The organism is Mesorhizobium sp. WSM1386, from assembly GCF_055901595.1.
In genome coordinates, this window is the sequence record NZ_CM148373.1 from 3,902,067 (window position 1) to 3,924,422 (window position 22,356).

The 22,356-nt window shown below is 62.6% G+C and carries 20 protein-coding genes; 11 read left to right on the forward strand and 9 right to left on the reverse strand.

Annotated elements, in window-relative coordinates:
• Positions 1-98 precede the first annotated feature (98 nt).
• Positions 99-839: a hypothetical protein gene (locus tag AC0NIH_RS19090; protein ID WP_473460453.1), complete on the reverse strand. Its 741-nt coding sequence runs from the start codon at positions 837-839 to the stop codon at positions 99-101.
• 330 nt (positions 840-1,169) lie between these two features.
• Here AC0NIH_RS19090 and cckA point away from each other — a divergent pair, with 330 nt between their 5' ends.
• A complete protein-coding gene (gene cckA / locus AC0NIH_RS19095; protein ID WP_224729808.1) occupies positions 1,170-3,746 on the forward strand; it encodes a cell cycle histidine kinase CckA in 2,577 nt (858 codons plus the stop codon).
• A gap of 88 nt (positions 3,747-3,834) precedes the next feature.
• On the forward strand, positions 3,835-4,548 hold the full coding sequence (locus AC0NIH_RS19100) for a purine-nucleoside phosphorylase (protein ID WP_473460450.1): 714 nt from the start codon (positions 3,835-3,837) through the stop codon (positions 4,546-4,548).
• A 116-nt stretch (positions 4,549-4,664) separates the two neighbouring features.
• Here AC0NIH_RS19100 and AC0NIH_RS19105 read toward each other — a convergent pair whose 3' ends face one another.
• Positions 4,665-4,970: a ribbon-helix-helix domain-containing protein gene (locus AC0NIH_RS19105; protein ID WP_013895274.1), complete on the reverse strand. Its 306-nt coding sequence runs from the start codon at positions 4,968-4,970 to the stop codon at positions 4,665-4,667.
• Positions 4,971-5,203: 233 nt separating this feature from the next.
• On the opposite strand from AC0NIH_RS19105, the gene AC0NIH_RS19110 reads away from it, so the two are divergent.
• The 3 genes from AC0NIH_RS19110 (at position 5,204) to AC0NIH_RS19120 (ending at position 7,842) form a co-directional block, all read left to right on the forward strand.
• Entirely contained in the window at positions 5,204-5,599 is a 396-nt protein-coding gene (locus AC0NIH_RS19110; RefSeq protein WP_473460447.1) for a VOC family protein, read from the forward strand.
• A gap of 77 nt (positions 5,600-5,676) precedes the next feature.
• Positions 5,677-6,225: a gluconate 2-dehydrogenase subunit 3 family protein gene (locus AC0NIH_RS19115; RefSeq protein ID WP_352690134.1), complete on the forward strand. Its 549-nt coding sequence runs from the start codon at positions 5,677-5,679 to the stop codon at positions 6,223-6,225.
• A 45-nt stretch (positions 6,226-6,270) separates the two neighbouring features.
• Entirely contained in the window at positions 6,271-7,842 is a 1,572-nt protein-coding gene (locus tag AC0NIH_RS19120; protein ID WP_023764835.1) for a GMC family oxidoreductase, read from the forward strand.
• 56 nt (positions 7,843-7,898) lie between these two features.
• On the opposite strand, the gene AC0NIH_RS19125 is transcribed toward AC0NIH_RS19120, so the two are convergent.
• The gene (locus AC0NIH_RS19125; RefSeq protein WP_023764836.1) at positions 7,899-8,297 is read right to left on the reverse strand and encodes a hypothetical protein; all 399 of its coding nucleotides are present in this window, start codon (positions 8,295-8,297) and stop codon (positions 7,899-7,901) included.
• 379 nt (positions 8,298-8,676) lie between these two features.
• Here AC0NIH_RS19125 and urtA point away from each other — a divergent pair, with 379 nt between their 5' ends.
• The 6 genes from urtA (at position 8,677) to AC0NIH_RS19155 (ending at position 15,045) form a co-directional block, all read left to right on the forward strand.
• On the forward strand, positions 8,677-9,921 hold the full coding sequence (gene urtA / locus AC0NIH_RS19130) for an urea ABC transporter substrate-binding protein (RefSeq protein WP_411969306.1): 1,245 nt from the start codon (positions 8,677-8,679) through the stop codon (positions 9,919-9,921).
• A 106-nt stretch (positions 9,922-10,027) separates the two neighbouring features.
• On the forward strand, positions 10,028-11,644 hold the full coding sequence (gene urtB, locus AC0NIH_RS19135) for an urea ABC transporter permease subunit UrtB (RefSeq protein ID WP_473460444.1): 1,617 nt from the start codon (positions 10,028-10,030) through the stop codon (positions 11,642-11,644).
• The gene (urtC, locus tag AC0NIH_RS19140) at positions 11,641-12,876 is read left to right on the forward strand and encodes an urea ABC transporter permease subunit UrtC (protein WP_473460442.1); all 1,236 of its coding nucleotides are present in this window, start codon (positions 11,641-11,643) and stop codon (positions 12,874-12,876) included. Before urtB ends, urtC begins: the two co-directional genes overlap by 4 nt.
• A gap of 6 nt (positions 12,877-12,882) precedes the next feature.
• Positions 12,883-13,629 carry an urea ABC transporter ATP-binding protein UrtD gene (gene urtD / locus AC0NIH_RS19145; RefSeq protein ID WP_013895282.1) on the forward strand — a complete coding sequence of 249 codons (747 nt, stop codon included), beginning with the start codon at positions 12,883-12,885 and terminating at the stop codon, positions 13,627-13,629.
• A gap of 69 nt (positions 13,630-13,698) precedes the next feature.
• Positions 13,699-14,394, forward strand: coding sequence for an urea ABC transporter ATP-binding subunit UrtE (urtE, locus tag AC0NIH_RS19150; RefSeq protein ID WP_473460440.1), 696 nt, complete (start codon positions 13,699-13,701; stop codon positions 14,392-14,394).
• A 474-nt stretch (positions 14,395-14,868) separates the two neighbouring features.
• Positions 14,869-15,045: a hypothetical protein gene (locus AC0NIH_RS19155; protein WP_013531844.1), complete on the forward strand. Its 177-nt coding sequence runs from the start codon at positions 14,869-14,871 to the stop codon at positions 15,043-15,045.
• A 48-nt stretch (positions 15,046-15,093) separates the two neighbouring features.
• Here AC0NIH_RS19155 and AC0NIH_RS19160 read toward each other — a convergent pair whose 3' ends face one another.
• The 6 genes from AC0NIH_RS19160 to AC0NIH_RS19185 all read right to left on the reverse strand — a co-directional run bounded on the left by AC0NIH_RS19160 (position 15,094) and on the right by AC0NIH_RS19185 (position 22,351).
• The gene (locus AC0NIH_RS19160) at positions 15,094-16,245 is read right to left on the reverse strand and encodes a GGDEF domain-containing protein (protein ID WP_473460437.1); all 1,152 of its coding nucleotides are present in this window, start codon (positions 16,243-16,245) and stop codon (positions 15,094-15,096) included.
• 181 nt (positions 16,246-16,426) lie between these two features.
• Positions 16,427-17,233 carry a DUF72 domain-containing protein gene (locus AC0NIH_RS19165; RefSeq protein ID WP_473460435.1) on the reverse strand — a complete coding sequence of 269 codons (807 nt, stop codon included), beginning with the start codon at positions 17,231-17,233 and terminating at the stop codon, positions 16,427-16,429.
• A gap of 25 nt (positions 17,234-17,258) precedes the next feature.
• Complete coding sequence (locus AC0NIH_RS19170) at positions 17,259-17,729, reverse strand: GNAT family N-acetyltransferase (RefSeq protein ID WP_473460433.1); 471 nt, start codon at positions 17,727-17,729, stop codon at positions 17,259-17,261.
• A gap of 2 nt (positions 17,730-17,731) precedes the next feature.
• Complete coding sequence (uvrA, locus tag AC0NIH_RS19175) at positions 17,732-20,653, reverse strand: excinuclease ABC subunit UvrA (protein WP_473460431.1); 2,922 nt, start codon at positions 20,651-20,653, stop codon at positions 17,732-17,734.
• A gap of 689 nt (positions 20,654-21,342) precedes the next feature.
• Entirely contained in the window at positions 21,343-21,636 is a 294-nt protein-coding gene (locus AC0NIH_RS19180) for a hypothetical protein (protein WP_473460429.1), read from the reverse strand.
• A 109-nt stretch (positions 21,637-21,745) separates the two neighbouring features.
• Complete coding sequence (locus AC0NIH_RS19185) at positions 21,746-22,351, reverse strand: ATP-dependent Clp protease proteolytic subunit (RefSeq protein ID WP_473460427.1); 606 nt, start codon at positions 22,349-22,351, stop codon at positions 21,746-21,748.
• Positions 22,352-22,356: the final 5 nt, after the last annotated feature.

Consider the following 22,356-nt stretch of genomic DNA (forward strand, 5'->3'; position numbering starts at 1 on the left):
CAGTGACATCGATGTTGAAATGGCCGGGAAACCGGCCATTTTTTATCGAGAACTTAGCGCCGAATCAGCCCAGCCCACCGGCAAGCGGCTCAGGCGCGCTACTTTTTCTGGCTGGACAGTTCGCCCAGAAGCTTGGTCATTTCGTCGTCTAGGGACTGCGGCGCCTTGGCCGCCGGTTTGCCCACCGGGCCGCCGGAGCGGGGCTGGTCGAGCGAAACCTCGAGTTCCCTCATCAGCGTGTCGTCGATGCTGTCCTGCCTTGACGGCGGCGGCGCGTTGACGACATTGGCGTTGGCGGAGCCATAGGCGGGCAGCGGCGTGACATTGGTCGACTGATAGGGTTGCGTCGCCGGCTTCGGTGCGGGCGCCGGTGGCGGCGCTGCCGGGCGCGGGCGGGCGGGCATTGCCGCGGTCACCGGCTGCGGCGCCGGTGCCTGTCTTGGAGGCGCGGGGGCGGGCTGGGGCGACCGCGGCTTTGCTGGGGCCGCGGTGGCAGGGACAGGCTGCAGGCCGCCATCTCCGGTCAGCGCCGGACGGCGCGGTGCGGCAAGGCGAATGTCGCGTTCGACGACGACATCGGTCGGGCCGCCGATCAGAAGCAGGTGCTCGATATCGTCGCGGCGCACCAGCACCAGCCGGCGATGGCTGTCGACGGCGGTGGCGTCCATGACGGCCAGCCGCGTCTTGCGGTTGCGGCCGCCGGCGACAAAGGTGCCGAAGGTCAGGTTGCGGACAAGCCTGATGATGACAAGCACGATGACCAGCAGGATCAGCGCGGCGAAGGTCCACAGGAGTGCTGCCGCATAACCGGGGCCCGCCACGCTATCCAGCCACTGCATTGGTTTCCCCTGGTCGGTTTTGGAAAGTGAGGCGACACTAGACCGTTGCGGCTGGCCACCGCAAGTTACCTTTCACGCATCGTGAACAGCTTGAAACACTAGGAGGGCCGGTCGGCATCATTTTTATCTGACATTTGCCGCCCGGGCCTTTTCCGGACTAGGAGAATGTGATTCAACCGGCTAAAGCGCGTCGCGCTGAAGCCGATTCATGCGACGCGCCTTAGGTCCTTGTTTTCATGCAGGTCGTTTTTCCCAAAACCGAAGTCATTTTTGGGCGACATGCATTAGGGGGCGGGTGTCGGAACATCGGACTTCACGAGCAGGGGGCATATGGCCAAGGAAGCGCGAGCCGATTTCTATCCGGTACCGATCGTCGACCAGAACACGCGACCCGGCGCGGTCACCCGGCTCATCATCTTCATCGTCGTTCTGACGGGGGCCGCGATCGTCTTCGGCCTGTTCCGCGAGCGCCTTGGCGATCCCTTCCTGCTCGGCATGCTCGGCGTGCTGGCGATGATCGGCGTCGGCTTCCTGTTCGCGACCGCGATCGGCTTCGTCCAGATCACGCCTCGCTCGACCGGCGACGAACTCTCCAAGGCCTTCGTGGATTCGATGTCGCAGGGGCTCCTGGTCACGGACACCAAGGGCCGCGTCGTCTACGCCAACCGGGCTTATGCCGACATGACCGGAGCCTCGTCGGCCGCCGACCTGAAGACGGTCGAAGGGCTGCTTTCGGATGTTCCCGAGGCCTCGGTGACCATCTACCGGCTGGCCTCCGGCCTGCGCGACGGCCAGCCCGGCGACGGGGAATTCCGGCTGGCGCAATCGATCCGGCCCGGCGCCGAACCGGGCGCCCGCTGGTACCGCGCCCGTGCGCGCGCCTTCAGCGTTCCGGGCCAGCGGCTGCCCATGCTGGCCTGGCAACTCGCCGATATTTCGCAGGAGCGGGCCGAGCAGGAGCGTTTCTTCCTCGACCTGCAGAAGGCCATCGACCATCTCGACCACGCCCCGGCCGGCTTCTTCTCCGCCGATCAGGACGGCCGCGTCACCTACATCAACGCCACGCTCGCCGAATGGCTGGGGATCGATCTCGCCAGCTTCACGCCTGGCGCGGTGAGCTTGCCCGATATCGTCGCCGGTGACGGCATGGCGCTGGTGCGCTCGGTCAAGGCCGATCCCGGCACGACACGCAACGCCGTCATCGATCTCGACCTGACGACGATGACCGGCGAAGCCCTGCCGGTGCGCTTCATGCATCGCGTTTCGGCCAGCCGGGAAGGTATCGGCGGCCCGACGCGCACGATCGTGCTCAACCGCACGCAGGGCGAGGATGCTTCCGCCGATCTGCGCGCTTCGGAAGTGCGCTTCACCCGGTTCTTCAATTCGACGCCGATGGCGATCGCCGGCGTCGATGCCAGCGGGCGCATCCTGCGCACCAATGCGCCGTTCCTGTCGCTGTTTTCCTCGGTCGTCGACCGGGATGCCGTGGATCGCCGGGTGCGGCTCGATACGGTGATCCACGGGCGCGACCGGCCGGCCTTTGCCGCCGCCTTCGAGAAGGCCCGGCAACGGCAGGCCGACATCGATCCGATCGACACCGTGCTGCCCGGCAACGAAGACCGGCATATCCGTTTCTACGTCAATGCCGTCGCCGACGGCACCGGCGGCGAGGGCGCCGAGGAATCGGCCATCGTCTACGCCGTCGACACGACCGAGCAGAAGGCGCTCGAAGGCCAGATGGCGCAAAGCCAGAAGATGCAGGCGGTCGGGCAGCTTGCCGGCGGCATCGCGCACGATTTCAACAACGTGCTGACCGCCATCATCATGGCGTCGGATCTGCTTTTGACCAATCACCGGCCGTCGGATCCGTCCTTCCCCGACATCATGAACATCAAGCAGAATGCCAACCGGGCGGCTTCGCTGGTCAGGCAGTTGCTGGCCTTCTCGCGCAAGCAGACGCTGCGGCCGGAGGTGCTGAACCTGACCGATGTGCTCGCCGATCTCAGGATGCTGCTTGCCCGCCTGGTCGGCAACGATATCAAGCTGAAGGTCGACCACGGCCGCGACCTGTGGCCGGTCAAGGTCGATATCGGCCAGTTCGAGCAGGTGGTGGTCAACCTGGCGGTCAACGCGCGCGATGCGATGCCGGCCGGCGGCGATCTCACGGTGCGGACCCGCAACGTCACTACCGAGGAATGCAAGACCTTTCCCTACCGAGAGCTTACCGCAGCCGACTATGTCGTGGTCGAAGTCGAGGACACCGGCAGCGGCATCGCGCCGGACGTGCTGAAGAAGATCTTCGAGCCGTTCTTCACCACCAAGGAAGTCGGCAAGGGCACGGGCCTTGGCCTGTCGATGGTCTACGGCATCATCAAGCAGACCGGCGGCTTCATTTTCTGTGATTCCGAAGTCGGCAAGGGATCGATCTTCCGCATCTTCCTGCCGCGTCACATCGCGGAAGCAAAGACGGCGGCCGAGCCCGGTGAAGCGCCGAGCGCGGCGCCGGCCAAGCCGGCCGACAGCACCAAGGACCTGTCCGGATCCGCCACGGTGCTGCTGGTCGAGGACGAGGATGCCGTGCGCATGGGCGGCATGCGGGCGCTGACCTCGCGCGGATATACGGTGCACGAGGCCTCCTCGGGGGTCGAGGCGCTGGAAGTGTTCGAAGCGCTTGGCGGCAAGGTCGACATCGTCGTTTCGGACGTGGTGATGCCGGAAATGGACGGGCCGACCCTGCTTGGCGAATTGCGCAAGCGTCAGCCGGACATCAAGTTCGTCTTCGTGTCCGGCTATGCCGAGGACGCATTCGCCAGGAACCTGCCGGCGGACGCGCAATTCGGGTTCCTGCCGAAGCCGTTCTCGCTCAAGCAACTGGCAACGATCGTCAAGGACGTGCTCGAATCGTAAATTAGGTGCTCCTGCTGCTCTGCCCTTGCGTAACGCGCTGACAACGCCATGATTGCGGGTGAAGGGCAGGCGGGTTCGGGAGCAGCTGTTGACGCCGCACATCGAAGCAAACAGGGGCGACTACGCCGATACGGTATTGCTGCCGGGTGACCCGCAGCGCGCCGAATGGATGGCGCGGACATTCCTGGAAGCCCCGCGCTGCGTCAACCGCCGGCGGGGTTCGCTCGGGTTTACCGGCCTGTTTCGGGGCCAGCCGGTCAGCATTCAGGCGACGGGTATCGGTGTTTCATCGTTCCTGATCTATGCCAATGAATTGCTTGGCTATTATGGCGTCCGAACATTGATCCGCACCGGCACCTGCGGCGGGCTGAGCGCGGAGGTCAAACTGCGCAGTCTGGTGATCTCGCGATGGGCACGGCCGGAAAATACCGAGAACGGTCAGGTCTTTGGCCTTTACGACGCCGACGCCGGCCCGGATGCGGGCCTTCTCGCTTGCGCATTGGCCAAGGCAGCCGAACTCGGCATCGACCACCACGCCGGTCTGACGGCCTGTACCGACATATTCTACCATCCTGAAGCGCATGCCCGCTACGCCGAAGCAAGAGCGCTTGGAGCGCTGGCCGTGGACATGGAAACCAGCGCGCTCTACCGCATCGCGGCGCATTTCGGAGCGAGGGCGTTATCGCTGCTGACCGTCGTCGACAATCTGGCTACCGGCGAATTGACCGACTATTCCGAACGCCAGGAACTCTTTGCTGATATGGGCCGGCTGGCGTTCGAAATCGCTGCGGAAGGGCGCTAGAACGGTCCACGATTTCACCGAAAGCCGCTCTAACTCTTTGTTTTGACGCAATTCCCAAGGGAAAACGCTACGCGCTTTTCCCTAGAAAACCGTTTCACTCTTTTCCTGAAATTTCTCTAGGCCGCTTCCCGCTTCAACGCCATTCGCTCATCCATGTCGGGCCGATGGCCGCGCAGATAGAGCGCGCAGGTCGTCCGCAGCATGGAGGCGAAGTTCGGGATTTCGCCGTTGATCTCGATGGCCTCGTCGTACAGCTTCGAGATGAATTTGGGCGTCGTCAGGTTCTGGCTTTCGGCGATTTCATCGAGCAAGGCCCAGAACGTCGCCTCTAGCTGGATGCTGGTCGAATGTCCGTCGATGCGGATCGACCGGTTGATCTGGCGATAGCCTTCCGGATCCTGCGCGGCAAAGACTCGGCACATTGTTACCTCCCGTTTTTGTTGGTCTTGGGTGCCGACGGAGCCGCCGGCGCCTTTTGAACACTGCCTGCGATTCCATCTTCCGTCGGACGCCCGGCAACGGCAATCAGACTTTCGTCCTTGAAGCGGGATGACACTAGCCGTTTTCCTGTCCCAGGCGTGGTAATCGGCTGCCACCACCTTTCCTGGCCGGCGCGCATAATCATCTTCGAAGCATGAAAGCTGCGGAGACTGATTTGGCGAAAGCGATCCACACCATGATCCGGGTTCTCGACGAGATCCGGTCCATCGATTTCTACAACAAGGCCTTCGGCTTCGATGTCGCCCAACGGCTGGATTTCGAGACCTTCACGCTCGTTTACCTCAGCAATGCCGATACACCTTTCGAAGTCGAGTTGACCGTCAACAAGGGTCGGCAGGAGCCTTATGCGCTCGGCGATGGCTATGGTCATCTCGCGGTTTCGGTCGCCGATCTCGACAGCGAACACGACCGGCTTGGCGCCCTCGGTCTCAATCCGAAGAAGATCGTCGAATTCAATCGCGACGGTTCACTCATCGCCCGCTTTTTCTTCATCGAGGACCCCGACGGCTACAAGATCGAGGTCCTGCAGCGTGGGGGACGCTTCCAATAGGAGATAACCCGCCGCGCGAACCGGCGCGGCGCCAGCAACGGCACCTCAGGGTGCGAACAGCAAGCAGGGAGGAAACTATGGTCACGATCTATGAGAGTAAGCCTGGCTACGAAAGGAAGCCTGGCCTGTCACGGCGCGAGCTTCTCAAACGCGGCGGCATCGGCGCGATGCTCGTCATCTCCGGCAGCGCCGTGATCAGCCCCGAACATGCCTGGGGGCTTGAGACATCGGCGCTGAAACCCGAGACGATGGCGACGCTGATCCAGGTGGCGCGCGACATCTATCCGCACGATCAGGTTCCGGACAAATATTACGCTGTCGCCGTCAAGGGCCATGACGAGATGGCCGGCAAGGATACGGCCCACAAGGCGCTGATCGAAAACGGGATCGCCGACCTCGACAAGAAGGCCGGCAAGGACGGCTACCGCGGGCTTGGCTGGGAAGAGCAGCGGGTCGCACTGCTCAAGGACATCGAGAACTCGCCCTTCTTCCAGGCGGTTCGCGGCGGCCTCGTCGTCAGCCTCTACAACCAGAAGGAGGTCTGGCCGATCTTCGGCTACGAGGGCGAGGCCTATTCGAAGGGCGGCTACATCGCGCGCGGCTTCAACGACATCGAGTGGCTCTGAGCTGCCTGGCTCAACCGCATCCAATTGATTTCATGGGAGGAAACCATGGCAGCAGCATTTGATCTGAAGAACGATGACGTGGTCGTCATCATCGGCTCGGGCGCCGGTGGCGGTACGCTCGGCAACGAACTTGCGCAGAAAGGCATCGACGTCGTTATCCTCGAGGCCGGCGCGCGACACGAATATGAGGATTTCATCAACGACGAGTGGGATTCCTTTGCCCAACTCGCCTGGAAGGACAAGCGCACGACCTCAGGCGACTGGCGTGTGGCCAAGGATTTTCCGAACCTGCCGGCGTGGATCGTCAAGTCGGTCGGCGGTTCGACCACGCACTGGGCCGGAGCGTCGCTGCGCTTCCAGGAACATGAGTTCAAGACGCTGTCGACCTACGGCAGGCTGGAAGGCGCCAACCTTCTGGACTGGCCGGTCACATTGGCCGAGATGGAGCCCTATTACGCCAAGGCGGAAGCCAAGATGGGGGTGACCGGCACCAATGACTGGCCGCGGCTGCCCGGCAACAACAACTTCAAGGTGCTGAAGGCCGGCGCCGACAAGCTCGGCTACAAGGAATGCCACACCGGCAACATGGCGATCAATTCGGTCGAGCGCGACGACCGCAATTCATGCCAGCAGACCGGCTTCTGCTTCCAGGGCTGCAAGTGGGGCGCCAAATGGTCGACGCTCTACACCGAAATCCCTAAGGGGGAGGCGACCGGCCATCTCGAAGTCCGGCCGAACGCCATGGCGGTCAAGATCAATCATGACGCCTCGGGCAAGGTGACCGGCGTGGTCTATGCTGACAAGGACGGCAAACTGCAGGAGCAGAAGGCCCGCATCGTCGCCGTTGCTGGCAACTCCATCGAAAGCCCGCGGCTGCTGCTCAACTCGCAATCAGCCAAGTTCCCGCATGGCCTCGCCAATTCGTCGGGGCAGGTGGGCAAGAACTACATGCGCCACACCACGGGCTCGGTCTATGCCATCTTTGACAAGCCCGTGCATATGTATCGCGGCACTACCATGGCCGGCATCATCCGCGACGAGGCGCGCCACGATCCATCGCGCGGCTTCGTCGGCGGCTACGAGTTCGAGACGCTGTCGCTCGGCCTGCCGTTCATGGCGGCGTTCCTCGATCCGGGCAGTTGGGGCCGCTCCTTCACCACGGCGCTCGACCATTACGACCGTATGGCGGGCCTGTGGATCGTCGGCGAGGACATGCCGCGCGCGGAAAACCGCATCACGCTGCATGCCGACGAGAAGGACGAGCACGGCATGCCTATCGCCGATGTGCATTTCGACGACCATCCCAACGACACCGCGATGCGCAACCATGCCTACAAGCAGGCTTCGGCGCTCTACGCAGCGGTCGGCGCCACACGCACTTTTCCGACGCCGCCCTATCCCTCGACCCACAATCTCGGCACCAACCGGATGAGCGAGAAGGCGCAAGACGGCGTCGTCAACAAGCATGGCCAGACGCACGACATCAAGAACCTGTTCGTGTCGGACGGCAGCCAGTTCACCACGGGTGCCGCGGAAAACCCGACACTCACCATCGTGTCGCTGGCGATCCGCCAGGCCGACTACATCGCCGCCCAGATGTCGGCCAAGACGATCTAACCTCCCGACTGCCTGCTGGCGCGGGGCCCGACAGGGTTCCGCGCCTTTTTTTCGTTTTAGTTCTTGGTGCAGGTCGAGGCGGTGAAGGCGCCGTCGGGCTGCTTCATGATGATGTCGAAGGAGGGCGGGTCCTGGCCGTCCAGCGTCGCCTGGGTCATCGACAGCGCGTTGCCGCCGGTGGTGTAGCCGCCCAATGGCCCCAGCCAGGTGATGACGCCGTTGGCATCCATCTGATAATTGTAACCCTGTTGGGCGGTGCCGAAGGTGACAGGGCCCGTATAGACATTTCCCTTGATGGTGATGTCGCCGAGGCTGAGGAACATGCCGAGCAGATAGACTTCGCAGTGATAAGTGCCGTCGGGCATCTTGCCGTCGCTGAAGTCGGCCCGCGCGGCCCCGGTTGCTGTCGCCAGAAACACCATGCCGATGAAAATGCGTGAAATCAGGGATGCCATGACGTCGCTCGGTTGAGCAGCGAGCTTGCCCTATTTTTGCGCTGTGCCGCAACATTTGTAATTCGCGACCTGTGCGTTTAGGCCAAAATCTAGGCATTTGCCGAAAATGAGCAAAATTTAGGCAGATGCCGTATGCGCTGCGCAAAATTCCCTCAACCAATTTTTAACCGGCTCTCTTTGATTTGCTCAATCTAATATAATAACTGCCTGATAATGTTCGTCTATTTGCCGATTTTCTATGCCCAGGAGGCGGTTGGCATGGGGGTTGCATTGCATTGTTGCGGTGCAATCAACCAGCTTGGGAGTCTTCGCTATGAGGGGTAATTTCTCGACAATAACAAAAATATTCTCGGCAGGTGCGGTCGCCGCCGGCCTGCTGATGTCGGCGCCCGCCAGGGCGGCCGACGATACGATCAAGGTCGGCATCCTGCATTCGCTGTCGGGGACCATGGCGATTTCGGAGACGACGCTGAAGGATGCTATGTTGATGCTCATCGCCGAGCAGAACGCCAAGGGCGGCCTGCTCGGCAAGAAGCTCGAGGCCGTTGTCGTCGATCCGGCTTCAAACTGGCCGCTGTTCGCCGAAAAAGCGCGCGAGCTGATCTCCAAGGACAAGGTCGCCGCGGTGTTCGGCTGCTGGACCTCGGTATCACGCAAATCTGTGCTGCCGGTATTCTCCGAGCTCGACAACATCCTGTTCTATCCCGTCCAGTATGAAGGCGAGGAAAGCGAGCGCAACGTGTTCTACACGGGCGCCGCGCCAAACCAGCAGGCGATCCCGGCTGTCGATTACCTGATGAGCGAAGATGGCGGCTCGGTGAAGCGCTGGGTGCTTGAAGGCACCGACTACGTCTATCCGCGCACCACCAACAAGATTCTCGAAGCCTATCTGAAGGCGAAGGGCGTCGCGGCCGAGGACATCATGACCAACTATACGCCGTTCGGTTTCTCCGACTGGCAGACGGAAGTTTCGGCGATCAAGAAGTTCGGTTCGGCCGGAAAGAAGACCGCTGTCGTCTCGACCGTCAACGGCGACGCCAATGTGCCGTTCTACAAGGAACTCGGCAACCAGGGCATCAAGGCCGAGGACATCCCGGTCATGGCCTTCTCGGTCGGCGAGGAAGAACTTGCCGGTCTCGACACCAAGCCGCTGGTCGGCCATCTCGCCGCCTGGAACTATTTCGAGAGCGTCAACACGCCCGAGAACAAGAAGTTCATCGCCGACTGGCACAAGTTCATCAAGAACAACAAGCGCACCACCAACGATCCGATGGAAGCCCACTATATCGGCTTCAACATGTGGGTGAAGGCGGTACAGAAGGCCGGCACCACCGATCCGGACAAGGTCATCGATGCCATGATCGGCGTTTCGGTGCCGAACTTGACCGGCGGCTATTCGACGATGATGCCGAACCACCACATCACCAAGCCGGTGTTGATTGGTGAGATCCAGGCCAATGGCCAATTCGAAACGGTTTCGAAGACACCTGGTCTCGTGATGGGCGACGAATGGTCCGACTATTTGCCGGACTCCAAGGATTTGATCTCCGATTGGCGCAAGCCTCTGTCCTGCGGCAACTTCAACGTCGCTACGGGCAAGTGCGGCGGCAAGGGCACGAACTGATCCTCCCGGGCTGGACCTTGCGGTCCATGCCCAAGACCGCGCGCGTCCGGACGGTTTCCTCCACTGTCCGGACGCCCATTCAACCTTCAAGGATCACCAAGACCCGATGAAGATTTTCCATGCGATGGGCCTGACGCTTTTGTTCCTGCTGACGACGCTGTCGTCTTCGGGCGCCGCGGAAGCCGATCTGCGTGCAATTATTGCCAAGTTCGCGACGGTAACGGACTTTTCCGAGACGGGAGCCGTCGTTCACGAATTGACCGCCACAGGCGATCCCGCCGCCGAACCGGCGCTTGCTGCATTGGCTGACGGCAATCTTTACATTCGCACCGCCGACTCGATGGTGTTTATCGGCAAGGAAGGCGATGAAAGCGTCCAGCTTTTTGACCCGCTAAGCGGTGAGGCAGCTGGCGAGGCCTCCGAGGACGACATAACCAAGATCGCTGTCAACAACACGCTGCGCCGCACCATCCGCGACGCGCTGGGCACGCTGACGCTTGGCGCCAAGGATCCGGCAGTGCGCATCAGTGCCGCCGACACCATGTTCAAGACACCCGACGCGGCCAACATCGAGCCGCTCGACGCGGCGATCGCCAATGAGACCGTCGCCAGCGTCAAGGCTCTGCTCGAACAGGCCCGCGCCGCATCGGTCCTGGTCTCGGATCGGCCGGAGGCCGACAAGCTTGCAGCCGTGGCGCTGATCGGGGCGCGGGGCGATCGCGACGCGGTTTCACTGCTGACGTCGGTCGAGGCGAACGCTTCGGGAGCCGTGAAGGAAGCCGCGACCGCAGCGATCGCCAACATCAATTCGACGCTGGCCTTCTGGGATGCCGGCCAGAACATCTGGTACGGCATTTCCCTGGGCTCGGTGCTGTTGCTTGCCGCCATCGGCCTTGGCATCACCTTCGGCGTCATGGGCGTCATCAACATGGCGCATGGCGAGATGGTCATGCTCGGCGCCTACACCACCTTCGTCGTCCAGCAGGTGATCCGCACATCCTTTCCCGGCCTGTTCGACTGGTCGCTGGTGATCGCGCTGCCGCTTGCCTTCCTGGTTGCCGCGATCGTCGGTCTCGCCATCGAGCGCGGCGTCATCCGCTTCCTCTACGGACGGCCGCTGGAAACACTGCTGGCGACATGGGGCGTGTCGCTGATCCTGCAGCAGGCCGTACGCTCGATCTTCGGACCGACCAACCAGGAGGTCGGCAACCCCTCCTGGATGTCGGGTTCGTTCAGTGTCGGACAGCTTGCGATCACCTGGAACCGGCTTTGGATCCTGGTCTTCGCGCTCACCGTCTTCGGCGTGCTGCTCTACGTGATGAAGCGTACGCCCTGGGGGCTGCAGATGCGCACCGTCACGGCCAACCGGCGCATGGCCGCCTCGATGGGCATCAGGACGCCATGGGTCGATGCGCTGACCTTCGCACTCGGCTCCGGCATTGCCGGCATTGCCGGCGTCGCGCTCAGCCAGATCGACAATGTCTCGCCCAATCTCGGCCGCGGCTACATCATCGACAGTTTCATGGTCGTCGTTTTCGGCGGCGTCGGCAATCTGTGGGGCACGCTGGTCGGCGCCTTTTCGCTCGGTATCGTCAACAAGTTCCTCGAGCCTTACGCGGGCGCCGTGCTCGGCAAGATCGTCGTGCTGGTGCTGATCATCCTGTTCATCCAGAAGCGCCCGCGCGGCCTGTTCGCGCTCAAGGGCAGGGCGGTGGAAGCATGATCACCGGGCGCTTCTTCGCCGCCGGCGCGGACCGCCGCATCGCCATCACCATCTTCATCCTGTTGGCTGTCGCCATCATCGTGCCGCTGCTCAATCTCGCAGTGTCCCCGGCGAGCGCGTTCTACATTCCGTCCTACATCGTGGCGCTGACCGGCAAGTATCTCTGCTACGCGCTGCTGGCGCTTTCGCTCGACCTGGTCTGGGGCTATTGCGGCATCCTCTCGCTCGGCCACGGCGCCTTTTTCGCGCTCGGCGGCTATGCGATGGGCATGTATCTGATGCGCCAGATCGGCTCGCGCGGCGTCTATGGCAACCCGATCCTGCCGGATTTCATGGTGTTCCTGAACTACAAGGAATTGCCCTGGTTCTGGACCGGTTTCGACCATTTCTGGTTCGCGGCGATCATGGTGCTCGCGGTGCCCGGCCTGCTTGCCTTCGTCTTCGGCTGGTTCGCCTTCCGCAGCCGCGTCACCGGCGTCTATCTGTCCATCATCACCCAGGCGATGACCTATGCGCTGCTGCTTGCCTTCTTCCGCAACGACATGGGTTTCGGCGGCAATAACGGGCTGACCGATTTCAAGGATATTCTGGGCTTCAACGTGCAGGCCGACGCGACCCGCTCGGCACTGTTCGCGGCCAGCGCCGTGATGCTGGCGCTTGCCGTGTTCCTGACTTGGGCGATCGTCGGCTCGAAATACGGCAAGCTCCTGATGGCCGTGCGCGACGCCGAGAGCCGCACGCGCTTCCTCGGCTGGCGGGCGGAGAACGTAAAACTGTTCGCCTTCACGGTCTCTGCCGTGATGGCCGGCATTGCCGGCGCGCTCTACGTGCCGCAGGTCGGCATCATCAATCCCGGCGAGTTCGAGCCGTCCAACTCGATCGAGGTGGTGATCTGGGCAGCCGTTGGCGGCCGCGGCACCATCGTCGGGCCGATCCTCGGTGCGTTGCTCGTCAATGCCGGGAAATCCTGGTTCACCGGCGTGCTGCCAGAACTGTGGCTGTTCGCGCTCGGCGGTCTGTTCGTCGCCGTCACGCTGCTGCTGCCGAAGGGCATCGTCGGCATGTGGGATAGCTGGCGCGGCAATGCCAGGGCGTTGCGCGCGGCCGCCGCTGCTGAAAAAACCGGCGCCAGGGTTGGAATGGCGCCCGCGACATCGAAGCCCGTGCGCTCGCCGGCAAGGAATCCAGGCGAATGGTCCTTGTCCGACCCTGAGCCGCAGGCGGCGGAGTAGGCGACCATGAGCAAGTCGAACACCATCCTCTACCTCGACGGCGTCTCGGTCTCCTTCGACGGGTTTCGCGCCATCAACAATTTGTCGCTGGTGCTCGACAAGGGCGAGATGCGGGCCATCATCGGCCCCAACGGCGCCGGCAAGACGACGATGATGGACATCGTCACCGGCAAGACGCGGCCCGACGAGGGCGAAGTGTTCTTCGACGGCCAGGTCGATCTTACCCGGCATGACGAGGCCGAGATCGCCATGATGGGAATCGGCCGCAAATTCCAGAAACCGACGGTCTTCGAAAGCCACACGATCGAGGACAATCTGATGCTGGCGCTGAAGGGACCGCGCTCGATCTTCCCGGCGCTGTTCCATCGCCGATCCGCGGCCGAGGCGCGGCAGATCGACGACATTCTCGGCATCATCCGGCTGGGTGACAAACGTGGCGAAATCGCAGCCAATCTCAGCCACGGCCAGAAGCAGTGGCTGGAGATCGGCATGCTCCTGGCGCAGGATCCGAAGCTGTTGCTGGTCGACGAGCCGGTCGCCGGCATGACCGATGCCGAGACCGAGGAAACCGCGCGGCTGCTCAGGGATATCGCACGCGACCATTCGGTCATCGTCGTCGAGCACGACATGCATTTCGTGCGCGAGCTTGGCGTCAAGGTCACCTGCCTGCATGAGGGCTCGGTGCTCTCCGAAGGCTCGCTCGACTTCGTCTCGGCCGACGAGCGCGTCGTCGAAGTCTATCTGGGGAGATGAACATGGTGTGGCGGGTGCAATTCCATCGCTTCGATCTGCCGTTCCTCCGCTTCTGGAAAAGGCGCTGACATGCTCGAAGTTTCCAATGCCACGCTCCACTATGGCGCCGCCCAGGCGCTGCGCGGCGTGTCACTGAAAGCGGGTGCCGGCAAGATCACCTGCGTGCTCGGCCGCAATGGCGTCGGCAAGACCAGTTTGATGAGATCGATCGTCGGCCACCACCGGCTGACGAGCGGAAGCGTTGCCTTCGAGGGGAAGGCGCTCGACCGGAGCGCGGCGTATGACCGCGCCCGGTCGGGCATCGCATTCGTGCCGCAGGGCAGGGAGATCTTTCCCCTGCTCACGGTGCGGGAAAATCTCGAATCCGGCTTCGCGCCGTTGAAGCGGGCCGACCGCGACGTGCCGGCCCATGTCTTCGAGTTGTTTCCGGTGCTCAAGCAGATGCTCGGCCGCCGCGGCGGTGACCTGTCCGGCGGCCAGCAGCAGCAGCTCGCCATCGGTCGGGCGCTGGTGATGCGGCCGAAACTCCTGGTGCTCGACGAGCCGACGGAAGGCATCCAGCCTTCGATCATCAAGGATATCGGCCGCGCCATTCGCTATCTGCGCGACCAGGCCGGCATCGCGGTGCTGCTGGTCGAGCAGTATCTCGACTTTTGCCGCGAGCTCGCCGACGAGGTCAACATCATGGACCGCGGCCAGATCGTCCATACCGGACCGGCCGAAGATTTAGACCGGGCTGATGTGCGGAAGTTCCTTACCGTCTAGAATCGTCTCGTCGTCATCCTGGGGCGTAGCAAGGAGCGAAACGACGCGGTGCAGACCCCGGGATCCATGCCGTGAGTTCCGCTGAAGAGTGCATCGGCGTAGAATAGAAACCCTCTTCGGCGCACCGATCGATCCCAGATACTGCACCGTGGCGGCGCTTTTAAAGTCACGGCATGGATCCTTGGGTCTTCGCTCCGCTTCGCGTTCGCTACGCCCAAGGATGACGAAGTCGCGAGGTGCGCTGCGGCGCTCAATCTTTCTTCAAAGATTACTGTACGTCACTGGCACGCTCAACATCGCGTGCTAGTCTTTCCCTTGGCTTTGTGAGTCGGCCGCTTCCGTATCAGTCTGGTTATCGCGGATCGAGGAGCACGGCCAATGCCGGGCAAGTTTCACGCAAGCAAGGCTGCTTAGCTTCCCTCCTGCGATCTCTGTCGTTCAAACGCGTTTGGGCACACAGGCTAAGGGACAGCCATGGAACGTTACGTCGAGGATTACCAGAAGCGGCGGCTTACCGAACGCGTCGACATCATCGCTGCCATCAACATCCTGAGATCACAGGGCTGCGACTACGACGATCTGATCGAGGAGATCACCAAGGTCTTCTATGTCGATCTCGATACCTTCAATGAGATCGTCATGGCGGCATAGAGCCGCGTTCGTCCACCCGCGATCAGAGGCTGGTATTGATAGGCGTGATCAGCTCGCGCGCCGGAACGGAGAAGCGACGACGACGCGGTTGCGGCCGCCGCGTTTGGCGTCGTAGAGCGCCTTGTCGGCGGCGCTGAGCACCTTGTCGAAGCTGGGGCCGTCCTTGGCGCCGAAGGCAAACCCGGCGCTGACCGTGCATGTCAGCGAGCCCATCTCGGTTTCTATCCGGCGCGCCGCGAAAGCGGTCCGGATGCGCTCTGCCGCTGCCTCCACGGTCTCCGGCAGGGTGCGTTTCAGCACCAGCGCGAATTCCTCGCCGCCCATGCGCGCGGCGACATCGGTCTGGCGAAGATTGCCGGCGAGTTCGCTGGCGAACACCCTCAGCACCTCGTCGCCCGCCGCGTGGCCGAATTCATCGTTGATGGTTTTGAAGTTGTCGAGGTCGAAGACGACGACCGCGGTAAAAGCTCCGACCGGCGCATTGCCATGCATGTCGAACAGCGCGCGCCGGTTGAGCAGGCCGGTCAAGGGATCGGTCAATGCATCGCGGCGGTGATGCCTGGCCAGACGCCCCTGGTTGAGGGCAAGCGACAATGCGCCGATGCCGGTCATGCTGGCGATGACCACGATCAGGCTCAGTTCCTCGGCCCAGTTGCTCGGCGCATGCCCCAGGACCAGTCTTCCATCCCAGGCGAGAACCATGGCGCACAGTACAAAAGACGTGGCCGTGGCCGAATAGAGCGCGGTGATGCCGATCGTCAGGGCGGGGGCTTCGTCGCGACCTCTCCAATATTCGAACGCCGTCGCGAACAGAAGCAAGGCCGCGAACAGGTTCTCGAACATGAAGCCAAGGCCGTCATAGCCCAGAGCCATGGGCGGCAGCGCCACCGCCAGCGATATGCAGCCCAACAAAGCTCGCGGCATCGGCGAGCCGCCGGTCCTGAACTGGTAGGCGGCACCCAGCATGGTCGAAAAACCAATCAGCAGGAAGGCCAGCGCGGCGATGCCCAGCAGGCGGCCGGGCATGTCGATATAGGCGTCATAGACAAAGATGTCGCCGACAACGAACACCAGGCTGGTCGCCCATGTCAGCAGGAATCGCTCCGACCGGGCGGTCAGCCACATGCCGAACAATGTCAGGCCCAGGCAAGCAGCGGAAAAACCGACAGCCAGCAGAAGTGAAGTGTAGTCGAGCGACATGCCCCTCTTTCCCTGCCGACGGCGGTTCCAGCTCTGCGGCTTGGCGTCGTCGCATTCATGCGGCAAGGAAGTGTCGATAAGGTTACGATCATGGCGAAGATGCCGCGAATAGGCGCTTTGCTACGCGTACAAAGCATAGATGACGCGCTTTAAGCATGTGGCCGGATACGACTGAAGCTCGTCAGCCAGCCACTCGCTTCATCAGCGCCATCGCCCCGAACGGCGCGCGCACCTTGCCCTCGGTGATGAAGTAGACGAACACGTCGCGCGGCTGGACCGGCGCATCGGTCTTGGGATCGGCACGCCGCAGGTCTTCCGGCTGCTTGCCTTGCGCCCAGGTCCTTGCCCGCGCCGCCCACTCGTCGAGGCCCTTTGGCGTGTAGCAATCGGGATTGTCATCCGAGCCGGTCTGCAGCCGCGCATAGACGAAATCCCCGGTGACGTCGGCGATATCAGGGTATTTGGCATGATCGGCATAGACGATCGCCGCCTTGTATTTGCGCGCCAGGGCCGCGAACTCCGGCACCACGAAACTGTCGTTGCGCACTTCGAGCGCGTGGCGCAGCGCAACGCCATCCTGCTTTTCCGGCAAGAGTTTCAGAAAGGCCTCGAAATCGTCCGGATCGAATTTCTTGGTCGGTGCGAACTGCCACAGGATCGGCCCGAGCTTCTCGCCGAGCGCGGCAACGCCGGAGCCGAGAAAACGCATCATCGATTCGCCGGCTTCGCCGAGCACGCGCCGGTTGGTGACGAAGCGGTTGCCCTTCAGCGAATACACAAAACCGTCCGGCGCCTCGCCAGCCCATTTGACGAAGGTCGGCTCCTTGAAGCTGGAATAATAGGTGCCGTTGACCTCGATGCTCGGCACCTGCCGGCTGGCATATTGCAGCTGCTTGGCCTTCGACAGCTTGTCCGGATAGAAGGACTTATCCCATGGCTCGAAGGTCCAGCCGCCCATGCCCGCGCGGATTGTTCCGGATTTGGTCATTATCATCCTCCCAAGTTCAGAAAAATCAGCCCGTCGTGGCCTCGGCTACCGGCTTTGCCATGTCGACGAGCACCCATCCTGGCCGGTACGGATTGGGCCGGCGACCCGTTTCGCGATAGCCGTAAGCGAGATAGAGCGCGATATTCCGTTCCATTTTCGCATTGGTGTAGAGCCGTGTCTCCGGCAGGCCCAACAAACGCGTCTGTTGATCCGCATGATTGAGCAGCTTTATGCCAAAGCCCTTACCCTGGAAGGCGGGCGACACCGCGACGGAGAAGATCATCGCGTGGTCCTCATGCCGCTCCAGTGTGAGCACTCCGGCCAGTTCGCCGCCACTGTCCAGCAGCCAGACCTCGCCGCGCCCGATGCGCGGCGCATAGTCCTCCATGACCGGGATCGGCGGTCCGCCGAGCAGCGCGGTATAGGGCGAGTACGCCGCTTGCGTCAGCGACACGATTGCGGCGAGATCCTCTGGGCGGGCCGCTCTGAGGTTCATACTCACTCCGCCGCTTCGCGCTTGCCTCCGGGGCGCCGCTCCAGAAGCTCCTTGAGGAACTGGCCGGTGTAGCTGCGCTTTTCGCGCACGATCGCTTCCGGCGTGCCGGACGCGACAAGCTCGCCGCCGCCGTCGCCGCCTTCGGGGCCGAGGTCGAGCACCCAGTCGGCGGTCTTGATCACTTCGAGATTGTGCTCGATGACCACCACCGTGTTGCCCTGGTCGACCAGTTCGTGCAGCACTTCCAACAGTTTGGCGACGTCGTGGAAATGCAGGCCGGTGGTCGGCTCGTCGAGGATATAGAGCGTCTTGCCGGTCGCCTTGCGCGACAGTTCCTTGGCGAGTTTTATCCGCTGCGCCTCGCCGCCGGACAGTGTCGTCGCCTGCTGGCCGATATGGATGTAGCCGAGGCCGACCTGCTTCAGCGTGTCGAGCTTGTCGCGCACGCCGGGCACGGCGGCGAAGAAATCAACGCCTTCCTCCACCGTCATGTCGAGCACGTCGGCGATCGACTTGCCCTTGAACAGCACGTCGAGCGTCTCGCGGTTGTAGCGCTTGCCGTGGCAGACATCGCAGGTGACGTAGACGTCGGGCAGGAAGTGCATTTCGATCTTGATGACACCGTCGCCCTGGCAGGCCTCGCAGCGGCCGCCCTTGACGTTGAAGGAGAAGCGGCCGGGCTGGTAGCCGCGCGCCTTGGCTTCCGGCAGGCCGGCGAACCAGTCGCGGATCGGCGTGAAGGCGCCGGTATAGGTGGCGGGGTTCGAACGCGGCGTACGGCCGATCGGCGACTGGTCGATGTCGATGACCTTGTCGAGGAATTCGAGGCCCTCGATGCGATCATGCTCGGCCGGGTGCTCACGCGAGCCCATGATGCGGCGCGAGGCCGCCTTGAACAGCGTCTCGATGAGGAAGGTCGACTTGCCGCCGCCCGACACGCCGGTGACGGCGGTGAAGGTGCCGAGCGGGATTTCGGCGGTGACGTTCTTCAGATTGTTGCCGCGCGCGCCGACGATTTTCAGGCGGCGATTCTTTTTCGCCTCACGCCGAACACCGGGGGTGGCGACTTCCAGCGCGCCCGACAGATATTGGCCGGTGATCGAATTGGGGTTGGCCATCACCTGCTGGGGTGTGCCCTGGGCGATGATCTCGCCGCCGTGGATGCCGGCGGCCGGTCCCATGTCGACGACATAGTCGGCATGCAGGATGGCGTCCTCGTCATGCTCGACGACGATCACCGTGTTGCCGATGTCGCGCAGGTGCTTCAGCGTGTCGAGCAGCCGCGTGTTGTCGCGCTGATGCAGGCCGATCGACGGCTCGTCGAGCACGTAGAGCACGCCGGTCAGGCCCGAGCCGATCTGCGAGGCCAGCCGGATGCGCTGGCTCTCGCCGCCCGACAGCGTGCCGGAATTGCGCGACAATGTCAGGTAGTCGAGACCGACATCGTTGAGGAAGCGCAGCCGCTCGCGGATTTCCTTCAGCACCCGCACCGCGATTTCATTCTGCTTGTCGTTGAGCTGGGCGGGCAGGTCGGTGAACCATTTGTCGGCATTGCGGATCGACTGCTCGGTGACCTCGCCGATGTGTTTGCCGCCGATCTTCACCGCCAGCGCTTCCGGCTTCAGCCGGTAGCCCTTGCAGACCGGGCAAGGCGTCGCCGACATGAAGCGCTCGATCTCCTCGCGCATCCAGGCGGATTCGGTCTCCTTCCAGCGCCGTTCGAGATTGGGGATGACGCCTTCGAAGGTCTTGGTTGTCTTGTAGGAGCGCAACCCGTCATCGTATTGGAAGGTTATCTCGCGCTCGCCGGTGCCGCGCAGGATCGCCTCCTGGGCCTCGGTGGTCAGATCCTTGAACTTGTCGCCGAGCTTGAAATTGTAAGCCTTGCCCAGCGCTTCGAGCGTCTGCGAGTAGTAGGGCGAGGTCGATTTCGCCCACGGGCTGACGGCGCCGTCGCGCAGCGATATGTTCTCGTCGGGCACGACGAGGTTGGGGTCGATGGCACGCTGGCTGCCGAGACCGTCGCAAGTCGGGCAGGCGCCGAACGGGTTGTTGAACGAGAACAGGCGCGGCTCGATCTCGGGAATGGTGAAACCGGACACCGGACACGCGAATTTTTCCGAGAACAGGACGCGCTCATGCGTCTCGTTCTTCGACTTGTTGACCGAATCCTCGCCGGTTTGGCTGGCGTCGAGCGGCTTGTCGGCAAACTCGGCCACCGCCAGTCCCTCGGCGAGCTTCAGCGCCGTCTCGATGGAGTCGGCAAGCCGCGTGGCAAGATCGCCGCGCACCATGATGCGATCGACGACGACGTCGATGTCATGCTTGTATTTCTTGTCCAGCGCCGGGACGTCGGCGATTTCATAGAAGACGCCATCGACCTTGACGCGCTGGAAGCCCTTCTTCTGCAGTTCGAGCAGCTCCTTGCGGTATTCGCCCTTGCGGCCGCGCACGATGGGCGCCAGCAGGAACAGTCGGGTGCCTTCCTCGAGCGCCAGCACGCGGTCGACCATCTGGCTGACCGTCTGGCTCTCGATCGGTAGGCCGGTGGCCGGCGAATAGGGAACGCCGACACGCGCGAACAGCAGGCGCATGTAGTCGTAGATCTCGGTGACGGTGCCGACCGTCGAACGCGGGTTCTTCGATGTGGTCTTCTGCTCGATGGAGATGGCCGGCGACAGGCCGTCGATCTGGTCGACGTCAGGCTTCTGCATCATTTCGAGGAATTGCCGCGCATAGGCCGACAGGCTTTCGACATAGCGGCGCTGGCCTTCGGCATAGATGGTGTCGAAGGCAAGCGACGACTTGCCGGAGCCCGACAGGCCGGTCATGACGATCAGGCTGTCACGCGGCAGGTCGAGATCGACGTTCTTCAGATTGTGTTCGCGCGCCCCGCGAATGGAAAGGAATTTATGGTCGGCCATCGCCGGTCGCCGCCTCAGATCTGGAATTCATGGGATTGGCGGGCTTTTCCCGGCCATCCCTTATGTAGGTGTTTTTGCCGCCACGTCGAGAGACGCCACAACTCCCGACAGAAGTCGTTTAACCGTCTTTCGCGCGAACGGGCAAGTGGAAAGAACAAAGGCCGAACACGCTCCTGACAAAGCTGTGCAAAAACTGACCTGAACGTAACCTCCCGGAGATCACATTTTTCCGTAACCGGCTATTGGCGGTTGACGCAGCCGGCTCACGGGAGCAGTCTCCCGATGTCAACGAAGCCGGCCGTCTTTCGATGGCCTCGCCGCCCCAAGGCGGCCTGCGAGACGCCGCAGGCATTGCGATTTGCGCTTCGAGACGAATGTCGCAACGGACAAAGGAGCGGAGCATGACGCCACCTGATAGTCCCCAAGGGCTCCACATCTAGCTGGAGCCGCGGCAGGCACAAGTGTGAGGATCAGCTTCAACGCTGCCCGACAAACCGTGACCGGCCGTATCCCACAAAAATCAGAGACTACTAGTCGGATCGTCGGTTGAATGCCGCGAAGCATCCGAAATCAAACGCCGGCAGTACACTCCCGGCAAGATTGGATTTGAGATCCAGAAAAGCCCCGTCCGTTTGCCCTAGGGCACGGTGGGGCTGTTCTTTTGTGCGGGCTCGGGCCGGCCGCGGTTACTACCTTGGAGGTTTCATTCCGCCCGTGGCGACATCGACGGTGATGCTGCCGGAAATCCTGACATCGGTGTTGCCGATCTTGAACTGGCCGTTGCCGCTGCTGGGGAACGCGTCGTCGGGCTCGGGCTGTGGGGCCGGCTTGGCAATGCGATAGTCGCCGGTCACGCCGGGCAGGGCCTTCTGCGGCGGCGAGCCATCCTCTGCGAGGGCCGTGCCGGAGACGAGGCCGGCAATGGCGAGCACGGCGGCGGCGATCACACGATGCGATGGTCTGGACGGATGCGTGTCGGTCATCTCCCGATTATAGGGAGGTGCCGCCACCGGAACCAGACCGGTCTTGTCAAATCTTCGGCAAGCGGAAGAAAATCCGATCCGGCGGAAGAAAACGCGATCTGGCTTCGCCTCACGCCGCCTTTTTGCGGGTGTCGAAGACGTGGTCGACAATGCCCCATGCCTGTGCTTCGCGGGCGGTCATGAAATGGTCGCGGTCCAGCGTGCGTTCGACCTCCTCATAGCTGCGGCCGCAATGCTGCGCGTAGAGTTCGGCCATGTGCCGTTTGGTCTGGACGATGCGCTCGGCATGGCGCTGGATATCGGACGCCTGGCCCTGGAAGCCGCCCAGCGGCTGATGCAGCAGGATGGTGGCGTTCGGCAACGAGATACGACGGCCCGGCGTGCCTGCCATCAGCAGGAACGACCCCATCGACGCGGCAAATCCCATGCACACGGTCGACACCGGGCAACTGATGTACTGCATGGTGTCGTAGATGGCGAAGCCGCTGGTCACCACGCCGCCCGGCGAGTTGATGTAGAGCGAGATCTCCTTGTCGGGGTTGTCCGACTCCAGCGACAAAAGCTGTGCGCAGACCAGCGCCGAGATGTCGTCGTTGATCTCGCCATTGATGAAGATGATCCGCTCGCGCAGCAGCCGCGAGAAAATGTCGAAGGCGCGTTCGCCGCGGCTCGATTGCTCGATCACCATCGGCACCAGATTGGCGAGACCGCTCATTTTTC

Bases quoted from the DNA above. Each gene is read 5' to 3' on its own strand.
- urtD (WP_013895282.1), top strand. From the start codon at position 12,883: ATGAGCAAGTCGAACACCATCCTCTACCTCGACGGCGTCTCGGTCTCC.
- AC0NIH_RS19105 (WP_013895274.1), bottom strand. From the start codon at position 4,970: ATGTGCCGAGTCTTTGCCGCGCAGGATCCGGAAGGCTATCGCCAGATC.
- AC0NIH_RS19180 (WP_473460429.1), bottom strand. From the start codon at position 21,636: ATGACCGACACGCATCCGTCCAGACCATCGCATCGTGTGATCGCCGCC.
- AC0NIH_RS19160 (WP_473460437.1), bottom strand. From the start codon at position 16,245: ATGTCGCTCGACTACACTTCACTTCTGCTGGCTGTCGGTTTTTCCGCT.
- AC0NIH_RS19170 (WP_473460433.1), bottom strand. From the start codon at position 17,729: ATGAACCTCAGAGCGGCCCGCCCAGAGGATCTCGCCGCAATCGTGTCG.
- AC0NIH_RS19155 (WP_013531844.1), top strand. From the start codon at position 14,869: ATGGAACGTTACGTCGAGGATTACCAGAAGCGGCGGCTTACCGAACGC.
- AC0NIH_RS19115 (WP_352690134.1), top strand. From the start codon at position 5,677: ATGGTCACGATCTATGAGAGTAAGCCTGGCTACGAAAGGAAGCCTGGC.
- urtA (WP_411969306.1), top strand. From the start codon at position 8,677: ATGTCGGCGCCCGCCAGGGCGGCCGACGATACGATCAAGGTCGGCATC.
- cckA (WP_224729808.1), top strand. From the start codon at position 1,170: ATGGCCAAGGAAGCGCGAGCCGATTTCTATCCGGTACCGATCGTCGAC.
- AC0NIH_RS19125 (WP_023764836.1), bottom strand. From the start codon at position 8,297: ATGGCATCCCTGATTTCACGCATTTTCATCGGCATGGTGTTTCTGGCG.
- uvrA (WP_473460431.1), bottom strand. From the start codon at position 20,653: ATGGCCGACCATAAATTCCTTTCCATTCGCGGGGCGCGCGAACACAAT.
- AC0NIH_RS19165 (WP_473460435.1), bottom strand. From the start codon at position 17,233: ATGACCAAATCCGGAACAATCCGCGCGGGCATGGGCGGCTGGACCTTC.
- urtC (WP_473460442.1), top strand. From the start codon at position 11,641: ATGATCACCGGGCGCTTCTTCGCCGCCGGCGCGGACCGCCGCATCGCC.
- urtB (WP_473460444.1), top strand. From the start codon at position 10,028: ATGAAGATTTTCCATGCGATGGGCCTGACGCTTTTGTTCCTGCTGACG.
- AC0NIH_RS19090 (WP_473460453.1), bottom strand. From the start codon at position 839: ATGCAGTGGCTGGATAGCGTGGCGGGCCCCGGTTATGCGGCAGCACTC.
- AC0NIH_RS19120 (WP_023764835.1), top strand. From the start codon at position 6,271: ATGGCAGCAGCATTTGATCTGAAGAACGATGACGTGGTCGTCATCATC.
- urtE (WP_473460440.1), top strand. From the start codon at position 13,699: ATGCTCGAAGTTTCCAATGCCACGCTCCACTATGGCGCCGCCCAGGCG.
- AC0NIH_RS19185 (WP_473460427.1), bottom strand. From the start codon at position 22,351: ATGAGCGGTCTCGCCAATCTGGTGCCGATGGTGATCGAGCAATCGAGC.